The following is a 12,784-nucleotide window of genomic DNA, read 5'->3' on the forward strand; positions in this document are numbered from 1 at the left end:
TCCTCTCGATCATCGCGTGTCACTGCTCGTCCCAACCAGATCGAGGATCATCACATCGTGCCGGGCCGCTCCGTCCCACGGGATCGCCGATCCGACGCGCCGGTAGCCCCAGACACGGTAGGACGCCTGAGCTGCGGTGGCCTCCGGCCGGCTGTTCAGCATCACCCTGGCGTTGTCGAGCCCGCCAATGAGGACGCGTTGCATGCGCGTGGCGACGCCCTGGCGGCGCCACGCAGGCCGGACCGCCAGCTCGAACAGCCCGAACGTGCGATTCCCGTCCTCGTGTTTGAGATCGTCGGGAACGGGATCAGTCAGGGTGTCCCACCACCGCGTGTTCGCCGACAGCGGGTAGCCGTAGGCCATGCCCACCACGGCGTCGCCATCGAAGGCGACCGCCGCCCGGAACCCGCGCCGCCGCACCTGGGAGCGGAACCGGCGAAACGCACGCTCCACGTCGGCCGGCCCCTCGTCGTAAGGAGGCTCTGCGAATGCCTCGGCAAACACCTCCTTCAACTGGCCTTCCAACCTTGTCGTCTGCTCGCCGTCCAAAAGTCGGATCGTCACCGTCACGCTGTCCTCTGCTTCCGTACCGAAACTCCAAGCCCTCGAAGTTCCTCGACACAGTCCTTTGCCGCTGCCGTATTCACCTGGGCAGCCGAATACGCCACGCTGTGCAGCCGGTCCGCGAGCCTGGCCGAAGTCATCCCCTGGGATGCGATGGCACTTGACACTGCCTCGGCACAAGCCTCTTCGATCTCGCCAGCGTTCATCAATACCTCCGCCAACCGCGCCCGGTAGAGTGCCGCGTTTCGACTGTATGCCGGACCGAGCCTGTCGACGGCGGACCGGAGAAAGGGGATTGCGTGCGCGAGTTGCCCGGCCTCCACATGCCATGCGGCGGTCGCGTAGTCCACTTCGACCTGGCCGGCGAACGCCGTCCACGGCGGTGCGTCGGTGTCCTTGTCGGACCGGTCCTGCCAGGTCAGCGCCTGCGAAAGCGCCCTACGGGCACCCGCGTGATCTCCGGCTGATGAAAGGGCCCGGGCTTGCCGCAGGGCCACCACGGATTTCACCTTCGGCCCGCCCATCGTCAGCGCGATCTCCCCAGCGGCGACCGCAGCTGCGACCGCCTCCCAGGGCCGCTTCTGCTCGACCGCGAGCAGGGACAGGCTATCTAGCGCCCGTACCTCCAACAGAGGATCGCCGACCAAACGGGCTGAGGCCAGCGCCTCGGTGCACGCCACTCGGGCTGCCGCCGACTTCCCCGCGTCGAACGCGATCCATCCAAGGTGAGAATGGAGTGTTCCTACCAGAGCCTGAAGGTCACGTCCGACCGGAGCAAGGTAGGCCCCGTCGGTCATGGCCTTCTCGACGCTCCGTAGGACGTGCCCTGCGGCTTCCCGGGCTGCTCTGCCGCCTTGTGAGTGGTCGATGGCGTACAGGCCGGCGATGTCTGATCGAAAGGCCTGAATATCGGCTGTGCCGATCCGTCGGCCAGTCCGCGCAGCGGGAAGAACGGTGGCGCCGACGAGGGCTCCGACATCTACGACAAACTGTCGACGGTGCAACACGTCCTCCTGCTCGTCGCCTCTCGCTATGCCGCAGGACCGCCGGGAAGGGACGGTGAACCCGAGTTCCCCAAGCGGGACGCCTAACAGAGATTCCAGCACGGCCTGTTGGCCAGGGTGTGGCAAGGGGGGACTGGGCGACTCCCATCGTCTGAGCTGGCGCACACTCACTGCTGCGTCGATGCCCATGCGTCGCGCCATGTCTGAGAACGCTACGACAAAGGCTTCTTGGGTGTAACCGGCAGTTTTCCGTCGTTCGGCTAACGGTGGTGCTGTCACAGAGTTCCCCTCAAGAGTCCCCGTGGCTCGGTCACCTTGCCACTGCGGAACACCGGCCAGACCCGAAACGTCCGGTGAAACGTCCGGTCGCTCTCGCTCCGCGGACCCTACCGAGACGGTGAACTAGGAGTACCTCCCCGGCGGATAAACCGTCGGGGAAACTATGACCGGACCACCCGAGGGAGTGACCTCGATGCCTCCACGGTCCATGTTGCCGGCCCACGCGGGTGTTGGCAGCGGGCAGCCGCTGTGCCCTTCAAGGGTCGCACTCACCGAGTTGGCCGGTAGCGAACTAACCGAACCGGCGACCATCTACCTGCCGTACCGGTCGGAGTCGGTCGGGCAGGCTCGGCGGTTGGTCCGTGAAGCGCTGACGGGGTGGGGGTTGTCCCACCTGATCGACTCCGCTGCGTTGGTGACCAGTGAGCTCGTCACCAACGCGGCGAAGACCGGCTGCCAGTGTCGGATGACGGTCACCGTTCAGCTCGTTGCCAGCGCGACGGTGCGTGTATTGGTGCGGGACGGGTCGCGAACCCTTCCCGTGTTGATCCAGGCTTCGGAGGGCGGCGAAGGGCACCGCGGGCTCGGCCTTGTCCACCAACTGACCAGTGGGCGGTGGGGAGTTACCGTCGAGCCGCTCGGCAAGGTCGTCCACGCCGACATCAGTCGGTGAGTGAATCGCCTGCGGGCCACCACACTGACGCTACGGACGACCACCGTCGGGGCGGTGAGCCCGATGCCATCCGGGTTTGGACCGCCTGCGCAGTGTCGGTGACGGCCCTGTTCCACCTCGCTGCTGTCGCTCTGGTGCTGTCCACGCGCACCCACTGATCTCCCGCCCGGTGCCGCTGGCGAAGCGGCACCGGGCGGGACACCTCCGCACTGTCACCAGAAGGGAGTTCCGCCATGCCCACCCCGCAGCCTCAGCCGCCTCCGCCGAAGCCCGACAGCCAGCCGTTGCCCCGGCCGCCGGACCGGTAGCGAGACAGCGTTCACCATCCACCTATCGATCGCACAAGGAGACCCCCATGGGCTGGGGAACCGACAAGAACAGCGGCGGAAAGCACGGGGGCAAGAAGGACCCCGGCACGGACAAGCCGTCCCCGGACGGCGCGCGGCCGGCGCCTGCCCCGAAGCACAAGAAGGACGACGACAAGAAGTGACGAATCCCGTGCATCGACCGGAGCAGGCCGCTGTGCGTGGCCTGCTCCGGGCCGTCGGTGACGAACTCGGCGGCCCGGTCCCCACGGAGTGGAAGGAAGCGATCAAGGCGGTCCCGCGTCACTGCTTCCTGCCCGAGAGAATCTGGCTGGAGGACGGCGACGGTGGCTACGCGCCCTGCGATATCCAACGGGACCCCGAGCGGTGGTTCGAGGCGGCGTACTCCGACGTCCCCGTCGTGACCCAGGTCAACGACGGGGTGGAGCCCGACGGCCCGGACGACGTCTGGCCGTCCTCCTCGGCCTCGGCGCCGTCGATCGTCGTCAGGATGCTGCAGGACCTTGACGTTAAGCCCGGTATGAACGTCCTGGAGATCGGGACCGGCACCGGTTGGAACGCGGCGCTCCTGGCTCATCGCCTCGGAGCCGGCCATGTGTCCTCGGTCGAGGTCGATCAGGAGGTGGCCAGACAGGCCTGCGGCTCGCTGAACGCGGCCGGCCTGAGCGTGGACGTGCTCTGTGGGGACGGCGTCCGCGGCTGGATGCTCCGGCAGCCGTTCGACCGGATCATCTCGACCTGTTCGGTTCGACACGTGCCGAAGGCCTGGATCGAGCAGACCACACCCGGTGGCATCATCCTCACGCCGTGGGACAACCCGATGCTCTGTTGGGGCCTGCTGAAGCTGATTGTCGGGCCCGATCAAGCGCAGGGGCGATTCAGCCCGCACTCGGCATTCATGCTGATGCGGGGCCAGCGTCGGGATCTGCGGATCTTTCGCGATGTCGTCCGAGACGACCACGTTCCCGATGAGTCCAGCATGTCGCTGTCGCCGCACCAAGTGGCCGGGGACGACTGGGAGGCCCGGTTCGCGCTCGGGTTGAAGCTGGGTGACGTCTGGACTGCGTGGGACCATGACTCGGGCCGGCTCTGGGTAGCGACCACCGATGCCCGGTCCTGGGCGGCGGTGGACCCTGACGGTGAGCGGTTCATCGTCTGGCAGCACGGTCCCCGTCGACTCTGGGACGAGATGGAGGCCGCCCATCGGTGGTGGGAGCAGCACGACCGGCCGGGGCCGGAGCGTTTCGGGCTGACGGTCACCAGGTCTGACCAGTGGGTCTGGCTGGACCGGCCTACCGATCTGATTCGGGCGCTGCCATAGGGCGGCCCCGCCCTCGGGAGACCGAGGGCGGGGCCGTAACAGGGGTTATCAGAGGATGCCGAGTTCCTCCTCGATGAAGGCGAACATCTCGTCGTCGTCGGCCGTCTCGATTTCGGCGAGGACCGCCTCCTGCTCCTCGGGCTCGGGGGCCGCAGAGGCTTGCTCGGCCAGCGGGGCGAGGATGCGTTCGGCCACTGCGCGCGGGGTCGGGCAGTCGAAGAGGAGGGTGGTGGGCAGGCGGAGGCCCGTCTCGGTGTTGAGGCGGTTGCGGAGTTCCACCGAGGTCAGGGAGTCGAAGCCGATCTTCATGAAGATCCGGTCGGCCGGCACGGTGTCCACCGTCGAGTGGCCCAGGACGGCGGCTGCGCAGCGGCGGACCAGGTCGAGGACGGTTTCCAGGCGGGTCTCCTCGTCCAGGGCTGCCATCTGGTCGAGGAAGCCGGCCGGCTGCGCCGCGGCCGGAGCGGGCTCGGTGGTGGTGGCCCGGCGTGCGGGCACACGGACCACTCCGCGCAGCATGGGCGGAAGGGAGGACGGGTCGGCGGCGGCGCGTTCGCGGACGGCCGTCGTCTCCAGGGCCACCGGGACGAGCAGCGGATCCGCGAGCTCCAGCGCCGAGTCGAACAGGGCCAGGCCCTGCGCGGACGGCAGCGGGGCGACGCCGGAGCGGGCCATCCGGGAGTGGTCGGCCTCGCTCAGGGCGCCGGTCATGCCGCTCGTCTGCTCCCACAGGCCCCAGGCGAGCGAGACCGCCGGGAGGCCGAGGGCCCGGCGCCGGTGGGCCAGGGCGTCCAGGAAGACGTTGGCCGCCGCGTAGTTGGCCTGGCCGCCGAGGCCGAGGGTGCCCGCCACGGAGGAGAAGAGCACGAACGCGGCGAGGTCGTGGTCCTTCGTGAGCTCGTGCAGGTTCCAGGCCGCGTCCGCCTTGGGCAGCAGGACGCGGTCCAGCTGCTCGGGGGTGAGGGCGGTGACGGTGGCGTCGTCCAGCAGGCCGGCGGCGTGGATGACGGCGTTGAGGGGGTGAGAGGTGCTGATGCCCGCGAGGGTGGCCGCCAGGGCGTCGCGGTCGGCGGCGTCGCAGGCGGCGACGGTTGCCTCTGCCCCCAACTCCGAGAGCTCGGCCACCAGTTCGGCGGCGCCCGCGGCCCGGACTCCCTGACGACTGGTGAGCAGCAGGTGGCGGACGCCGTGCTGCGTCACCAGGTGCCTGGCGAGCATCGCGCCCAGGGTGCCGGTGCCGCCGGTGATCAGCACGGTGCCGTCCAGCGTGCGACGGTCCGTGCGCGGGGTGCCCGCAGCAGGCGCCAGGCGCGGCGCGTAGGCGGCCTCGCCGCGCAGGGCGAGCTGCGGCTCGGCCAGGTCCAGGGCGGTGGCCACGGCACGCGAGAGCGGGGCGGACCACGTGTCGGCGTCCAGCAGGACGACCCGGCGCGGGTGCTCGGTCTGGACGCTCCGCACCAGGCCCCACGCGGTGGACTCGGCCAGGGACGGGACGTCCGCGTCGCGGTCGGTGGGGATCGCGCCGCGCGTCACCACGACGAGCTGGGAGCCGGCCAGCCGGTCCTCGGCCAGCCAGGCCTGGACGTCGCGGAGCAGGGCCCGGGTCACCTGGTGGGAGGCCGCGGCCGGGTCGGTGGGGTCGGCGAGGACCGGGCGGTAGACGACGGCGGGCGCGGCGACACCGGCGTCGAGCGCGGCGACCAGCGCGGACACGTCCGCGTAGCCGTGGCTGTCGAGGCCGGGCAGGCTCCCGAGGACGGTGTGGGTACCGGCGGCTGCCGCAGCAGCGAGCGGCACCGGGGCCCACCGGACCTGGAACAGGTTGTCGCTGCCGCCGGTCAGCCGTGCCGGGTCGACCGGTCGCATCGCCAGCTCCTGCACCGAGGCGACCGGAGCGCCCGCGCCGTCGAACACCGCCAGCGAGACGGCGTCCTGGCCGCTGCGGGCCAGCCGCACCCGCAGCTGCGAGGCGCCGTGGGTGTGCAGCCGCACCCCGTTCCAGGAGAACGGGAGCAGCAGCTTGCCGTCCCCGCCGTCCAGCAGGCTGATCGCGTGCAGGGCGGCGTCCAGCGCGGCCGGGTGCAGGCCGAACGCGCTCGCGCCACTGGAGTCGGGCAGCGCGACCTCCGCGTACACCTCGCCGTCGAGCCGCCACGCGGCCTTCAGGCCCTGGAACGCCGGACCGTACGCGTAGCCGCGGGCCAGCAGCCGCTCGTACAGGCCGGTGAGGTCGATCGGCTCGGCGGCCGCGGGCGGCCACTCGCCGGCCGCCTCGCGGGCCGCGCCGCCGGGGGCGAGCAGGCCGGCGGCGTGCCGGGTCCAGGCCTCCGGGGCGCCCGGGCCCTCGGCGCGGGAGTGGACCGTCACCGGGCGGCGGCCGGAGCCGTCGGGCTGCGCCACGACGACCTGGAGGCGCACGGCCGTGTCCTCGGTGAGCACCAGCGGCGCCTGGAGGACGAGTTCGTCCAGGTCGGCGAAGCCGAGCCGGGCGCCGGCGTGGAGCAGCAGGTCGACGAAGCCGGTGCCGGGCAGCAGCACGCTGTCCAGGACGCCGTGGTCGGCGAGCCAGGGGTGGGTGCGCAGCGACACGCGGCCGGTGAAGACCGTCGGGCCGCCGTCGGCCGGCTCCAGGCAGGCGGCCAGGAACGGGTGCTCGGTGCGGTCCAGGCCGAGGTCGTCCGCGTCGGCCGCGGGTCGCGCGGGCTCCATCCAGTAACGCCGGTGCTGGAAGGCGTAGGTGGGGAGGTGGAGGTGCGGGGTGGGGGTGGTGGGCCAGGTGATGGTGGTGCCGGTGGTGTGGGCGGTGGCGGCGCTGGTGAGGAGGCGGTTGTGGCCGCCGTCGTTGCGGCGGAGGGTGCCTGTGGTGAGGGTGGGGGGTTGGCCGGTGGTTTGTTCGTGGGTGTCGTGGATGGCGTTGGTGAGGACGGGGTGGGGGCTGATTTCGATGTAGTGGGTGTGGCCGTCGGTGGCGAGGGTGGCGATGGTGTCGTGGAAGAGGACGGGGTTGCGGAGGTTTTGGTACCAGTACTCGGCGTTGAGGGTGTCGTGGTCGGTGAGGCGGCGGGCGAGGAGGGTGGAGTGGATGGGGGTGTGGGGGTGTGGGGGGTGATGGGGGCGAGGGCGTCGAGGAGTTGCTGGTGGATGGCTTCGACGTGGTGGGAGTGGCTGGCGTAGTTGACGGGGATGAGGCGGGCTCGGTGTCCCTGGGCGGTGAGGTGTGCCAGGAATTCGTCCATGGCGGTGGGTTCGCCGCTGAGGACGGTGGAGGCGGGGCCGTTGAGGGCGGCGATGTCGATGTGGCCGGTCCAGGGGGTGAGGTGTTCCTGGACGGTGTGGGCGGGCAGTGAGGCGTGGGCCATGGCGCCGTGGCCGGAGAGCTGTTGGGCGATGATCTGGCTGCGGAGGGTGCTGATGCGGCAGGCGTCGGTGAGGGTGAGGGCGCCGGCGATGTGGGCGGCGGCGATTTCGCCCTGGGAGTGGCCGATGACGGCGGCGGGGGTGACGCCGAGGGATTCCCAGACGCGGGCGAGGGCGACCATCATGGCGAAGGAGGCGGGCTGGACGACGTCCGCGCGTTCCAGGGAGGGCGCGCCGGGTGCGTCGTTGAGGACGTCGATAAGGGACCAGTCGGTGAACTGGGCCATGGCGGTGGCGATTTCCTCGATCGCTCCCCGGAACACGTCGGACGTGGCGAGGAGTTCGCGTCCCATGCCGGCCCACTGGGTGCCCTGGCCGGGGAAGACGAACACGACGTCGGGGTTGTCGGTCTCGGCGACGCCGGTGACGACCGAGGTGGCGGGCTCACCGGCGGCCAACGCCCGCAGCCCGGCCTCCAGTTCACCACGATCGGCACCCACCACCACCGCCCGGTGGGTCAGCGCCGCCCGGTCCGTCGCGAGTGCGGAGCCGATGCGGTGCGCGGAGACACCGGGGTTGGCGGAGCTGAACTCCAGCAGCCGCTTCGCCTGTTCGCGCAGCGCCGCTTCGCCGCGAGCCGACAGCGGCCACGTCACGGGGGTGTCCGGCTCCACGACGGGCTCCGCGACGGCGACCGCCGGAGCCTGCTCCAGCACCAGGTGAGCGTTGGTGCCGCTGATCCCGAACGCGGAGACCGCCGCCCGGCGCGGCCGGCCGGTCTCCGGCCAGCGCACCTGCTCGGTCAGCAGCGAGACCGCGCCGGCGGACCAGTCCACGTGCGGACTGGGCTCGTTGACGTGCAGGGTCTTGGGCAGCACGCCCGCCCGCAGGGCCATCACCATCTTGATGACACCGCCCACCCCGGCGGCGGCCTGGGTGTGGCCGATGTTGGACTTCAGCGAGCCCAGCCGGAGCGGACGGTTCGCGGGCCGCCCCTGGCCGTAGGCCGCGAGCAGCGCGCGCGCCTCGATCGGGTCGCCGAGCCTGGTGCCCGTCCCGTGCGCCTCGACGGCGTCCACGTCGTGCGGCTCCAGTGCGGCGGCGGTCAGGGCCTGCCGGATCACACGCTCCTGTGCGGTGCCGCTGGGGGCGGTCAGGCCGTTGCTGGCACCGTCCTGGTTGATCGCCGAGCCGCGCACCACCGCGAGGACGGGGTGGCCGTTGCGGACCGCGTCCGAGAGGCGCTCCAGGACGACCATGCCGACGCCCTCGCCCCAGGCCGTGCCGTCCGCGTCCTCGGAGAAGGCCTTGCACCGGCCGTCGGGGGCGAGGCCGCACTGCTGGCTGAACTCCACGAACATGCCCGGCGAGGACATCACCGCTGCGCCGCCCGCCAGGGCCAGCGTGCACTCCCCGGAGCGCAGCGACTGGCCGGCCAGGTGCAGGGCGACCAGGGAGGAGGAGCACGCGGTGTCGATCGTGACCGCCGGACCCTCCAGGCCCAGCGTGTACGCGATCCGGCCGGACGCCACGCTGACCGTGCTGCCGGTCAGCAGGTAGCCCTCGGCGCCCTGGGCCTGCTCGTGCAGGCGGGGGCCGTACTCGGGGGCCATGGCGCCGACGAAGACGCCGGTGTTGCTGGCGCGCAGCACGGTGGGGTCGATTCCGGCGTGCTCCAGCGACTCCCACGCCGTCTCCAGCAGCAGCCGCTGCTGCGGGTCCATCGCCACCGCCTCGCGCGGCGAGATCCCGAAGAACTCGGCGTCGAACTCGCCGGCACCGTGCAGGAATCCGCCCTCGCCGACGTAGGTGCGGCCGGGTGTGCCGGGCTCCGGGTCGTAGAGGCCGTCCAGTTGCCAGCCGCGGTCGGTGGGGAAGCCGCCGACCGCGTCGGTGCCGGAGGTGACGAGCTGCCACAGGTCGTCCGGGCCCGCGACGCCGCCGGGGAAGCGGCAGGCCATGCCGACGACGGCGATCGGATCGTCGTCCTCGGTCGCGTCCGGTGCCGCAGCGGCCGGAGCCTGCGGGGTCTCGACGGGGGTGGGGAGCGTCAAGGGCGCGGACGGCTCGGGGAGTTCGGCCAGCTCGGCGAGCAGGTGGTCGGCCAGCTCGGCAGGGGTGGGGTGCTCGTAGACCACGGTGCTCGGCAGCCGCAGGCCGGTCGCCTCGCGCAGCAGGTCCCGCAGCTCGACCGCGGTGATCGACTCCAGGCCCTGGTTCTTGAAGGTCTCGCGGACCTGGACGCCCTCCGGCCCGGACAGCCCGAGCACCACCGCCGCGCTCGCGCGCACCAGCCGGAGCAGGCGCCGGACGCGCTCGGCCGCGGTGAGCGGCGCGAGTTCGGCGTGCAGCGGCAGCACCGGCAGGGCCTCGGCCTCGGCCGCGGCCACGACCTCGACCACGGCCTCGGTGGCAGGCGCGGTGGAGACGGGGGAGTTGGCGTCGTCGAGACCCGGCAGCCAGTGCCTGGTCCGCTCGAACGCGTAGGTGGGGAGGTGGAGGTGCGGGGTGGGGGTGGTGGGCCAGGTGATGGTGGTGCCGGTGGTGTGGGCGGTGGCGGCGCTGGTGAGGAGGCGGTTGTGGCCGCCGTCGTCGCGGCGGAGGGTGCCTGTGGTGAGGGTGGGGGGTTGGCCGGTGGTTTGTTCGTGGGTGTCGTGGATGGCGTTGGTGAGGACGGGGTGGGGGCTGATTTCGATGTAGTGGGTGTGGCCGTCGGTGGCGAGGGTGGCGATGGTGTCGTGGAAGAGGACGGGGTTGCGGAGGTTTTGGTACCAGTACTCGGCGTTGAGGGTGTCGTGGTCGGTGAGGCGGCGGGCGAGGAGGGTGGAGTGGATGGGGGTGTGGGGGGTGTGGGGGGTGATGGGGGCGAGGGCGTCGAGGAGTTGCTGGTGGATGGCTTCGACGTGGTGGGAGTGGCTGGCGTAGTTGACGGGGATGAGGCGGGCTCGGTGTCCCTGGGCGGTGAGGTGTGCCAGGAATTCGTCCATGGCGGTGGGTTCGCCGCTGAGGACGGTGGAGGCGGGGCCGTTGAGGGCGGCGATGTCGATGTGGCCGGTCCAGGGGGCGAGGTGTTCCTGGACGGTGCTCGCGGGGAGGCTGGCGTGGGCCATGGCGCCGTGGCCGGAGAGTTGTTGGGCGATGATCTGGCTGCGGAGGGTGCTGATGCGGCAGGCGTCGGTGAGGGTGAGGGCGCCGGCGATGTGGGCGGCGGCGATTTCGCCCTGGGAGTGGCCGATGACGGCGGCGGGGGTGACGCCGAGGGATTCCCAGACGCGGGCGAGGGCGACCATCATGGCGAAGGAGGCGGGCTGGACGACGTCCGCGCGTTCCAGGGAGGGCGCGCCGGGTGCGTCGTTGAGGACGTCGATGAGGGACCAGTCGGTGAACTGGGCCATGGCGGTGGCGATTTCCTCGATCGCTCCCCGGAACACGTCGGACGTGGCGAGGAGTTCGCGTCCCATGCCGGCCCACTGGGTGCCCTGGCCGGGGAAGACGAACACGACGTCGGGGTTGTCGGTCTCGGCGACGCCGGTGACGACGGAGGTGGCGGGCTCACCGGCGGCCAACGCCCGCAGCCCGGCCTCCAGTTCACCACGGTCGGCACCCACCACCACCGCCCGGTGCTCGAACGCGGTCCGCGTCGTGGCCAGCGCGCGGCTCACCGCGGAGGTCCGCAGCTCGGGGTGCAGCTCCAGGTGTCGGAGCAGCCGCTCGCCCTGGCGGCGCAGAGCGGCGCGCGTCCGGGCGGACAGCACGAACGCGGTGGCGCCCTCGGGCTCGTCGACCGGCTCGTCCCGGATGACGGCGGGCGCCTGCTCCAGCACGAGGTGCGCGTTGGTGCCGCCCATGCCGAAGGACGAGACGCCGGCCAGCAGCGGAGCATCCGTCGGCGACGTCCACTCGCGCAGGTCCGTCTGGACCCGCAGCCCCAGCTCGTCGAGCGGGATGGCCGGGTTGGGCGTCTCGTGGTCGAGGGTCGCCGGGATCCGGCCGTGCGTGAGGCACAGCGCGGTCTTGACCAGCCCGACGATGCCCGAAGCGCCTTCCAGGTGGCCGACGTTGGTCTTGGCCGAGCCGACCAGCAGCGGCCGTCCGGCCGTGCGGCCGGCGCCGAGGACGGCCCCGAGCGCGGCCGCCTCCACCGGGTCGCCGACCGGCGTGCCGGTGCCGTGCAGCTCGACGTAGCCGACGTCGTGCGCGCCCACGCCGGCGTTGCACAGCGCGGCGCGCAGCAGCTCCTCCTGCGCGGCGGCGTTCGGCGCGGTCAGGCTGTTGCCGCCGCCGTCGTTGTTGACGGCGCCGCCGCGGATCACGGCGTGGATGCGGTCGCCGTCGGCGAGGGCGGCGCGGAGCGGCTTGAGGACGACGGTGGCGCCGCCCTCGCCGCGGACGTAGCCGTTGGCGCGGGCGTCGAGGACGTAGCAGCGGCCGTCGGGGGAGAGCGCGCCCATCTGCTCCATGCCGCGGCTGCTCTCCTCGGCGAGGATCAGGCTGACGCCGAACGCGAGCGCCAGGGAGCTCTCCCTGCGCCGCAGGCTCTCGCACGCGAGCTGGACGGCGACCAGGGACGAGGACTGGGCCGAGTCGACGGTGAGGCTGGGGCCGCGCAGCCCGAGCAGGTAGGACACCCGGTTGGCGATGATGCCGCGGTTGAGACCGGTGACGGTGAATCCGGAGGTCGCGGCGGGGCCGGCCTTGCGCACGAGGGTCGCGTAGTCGTCGGCGATGACGCCGGCGAAGACGCCGACGCTGCTCTCGCGCAGCCGGGCGGGCACGATGCCGGCGTCCTCCAGGGCGGCCCAGGCCAGCTCCAGCGCCATGCGCTGCTGCGGGTCCATGGCGGCGGCCTCGCGCGCGGAGATGCCGAAGAACGCGGCGTCGAAGGTGTCGGAGCCCTCGACGGCGCCGCGCCGGCGGCCGGTCCGCTCGTCGAGGGTGATGGCGCAGCCGCCGCCGCTGAGCAGCCGCCAGAAGTCGTCGGGGGAGTCCGCGCCGGGCAGGCGGCAGGACATGCCGACGATGGCCACGGGTTCGTCGGCCGCTACGCGGTCCCGGGTCGTCCCCTCGTCCGTACGCATATGAACTCGATTCCCCTCGTGGCAGGTTGGTGCGGTGTGAAGGCGGCGGTGCAGAAGGCGGTGCGAAAGGCGGTGCGAACGCGGCGCAAAAGGCGGTGCAGAAGACGGTGTCAACGCGGCCAAGAGCCGCGGAGGCCGGTGCGAAAGGGTGAGCCGGACCGCCCCGCCCGTTGTCCCGGACG

The 12,784-nt window shown here is 71.9% G+C and carries 6 protein-coding genes and 1 pseudogene; 3 read left to right on the forward strand and 4 right to left on the reverse strand.

Features of this window, described 5'->3' with window-relative positions; all coding sequences use genetic code 11:
- Nucleotides 1-9: 9 nt before the first annotated feature.
- Both F7Q99_RS41330 and F7Q99_RS41335 read right to left on the reverse strand, forming a co-directional pair.
- Nucleotides 10-570, reverse strand: coding sequence for a GNAT family N-acetyltransferase (locus F7Q99_RS41330; protein ID WP_326846985.1), 561 nt, complete (start codon nucleotides 568-570; stop codon nucleotides 10-12).
- Nucleotides 567-1,670 (reverse strand): hypothetical protein, encoded by a 1,104-nt coding sequence (locus F7Q99_RS41335; protein ID WP_230210282.1) that lies wholly within the window; start codon nucleotides 1,668-1,670, stop codon nucleotides 567-569. The genes F7Q99_RS41330 and F7Q99_RS41335 overlap by 4 nt, the downstream gene beginning before the upstream one ends.
- Nucleotides 1,671-2,124: 454 nt before the next feature.
- Here F7Q99_RS41335 and F7Q99_RS22365 point away from each other — a divergent pair, with 454 nt between their 5' ends.
- The 3 genes from F7Q99_RS22365 (at nucleotide 2,125) to F7Q99_RS22370 (ending at nucleotide 4,167) form a co-directional block, all read left to right on the forward strand.
- Nucleotides 2,125-2,520, forward strand: coding sequence for an ATP-binding protein (locus tag F7Q99_RS22365; RefSeq protein ID WP_153464179.1), 396 nt, complete (start codon nucleotides 2,125-2,127; stop codon nucleotides 2,518-2,520).
- Between the two features lie 355 nt (nucleotides 2,521-2,875).
- Nucleotides 2,876-3,010, forward strand: coding sequence for a hypothetical protein (locus F7Q99_RS42685; RefSeq protein WP_268267557.1), 135 nt, complete (start codon nucleotides 2,876-2,878; stop codon nucleotides 3,008-3,010).
- Complete coding sequence (locus tag F7Q99_RS22370; protein ID WP_326846986.1) at nucleotides 3,007-4,167, forward strand: methyltransferase domain-containing protein; 1,161 nt, start codon at nucleotides 3,007-3,009, stop codon at nucleotides 4,165-4,167. Before F7Q99_RS42685 ends, F7Q99_RS22370 begins: the two co-directional genes overlap by 4 nt.
- 48 nt (nucleotides 4,168-4,215) lie before the next feature.
- Here F7Q99_RS22370 and F7Q99_RS41340 read toward each other — a convergent pair whose 3' ends face one another.
- Nucleotides 4,216-6,876 (reverse strand): type I polyketide synthase, encoded by a 2,661-nt coding sequence (locus F7Q99_RS41340; protein WP_153464181.1) that lies wholly within the window; start codon nucleotides 6,874-6,876, stop codon nucleotides 4,216-4,218.
- 135 nt (nucleotides 6,877-7,011) lie between these two features.
- A pseudogene (locus tag F7Q99_RS22380) lies at nucleotides 7,012-12,602 on the reverse strand (type I polyketide synthase); the annotation flags it as partial.
- Between the last annotated feature and the right edge of the window lie 182 nt (nucleotides 12,603-12,784).

The organism is Streptomyces kaniharaensis (assembly GCF_009569385.1).
In the GTDB taxonomy this organism is placed as follows: domain Bacteria; phylum Actinomycetota; class Actinomycetes; order Streptomycetales; family Streptomycetaceae; genus Kitasatospora; species Kitasatospora kaniharaensis.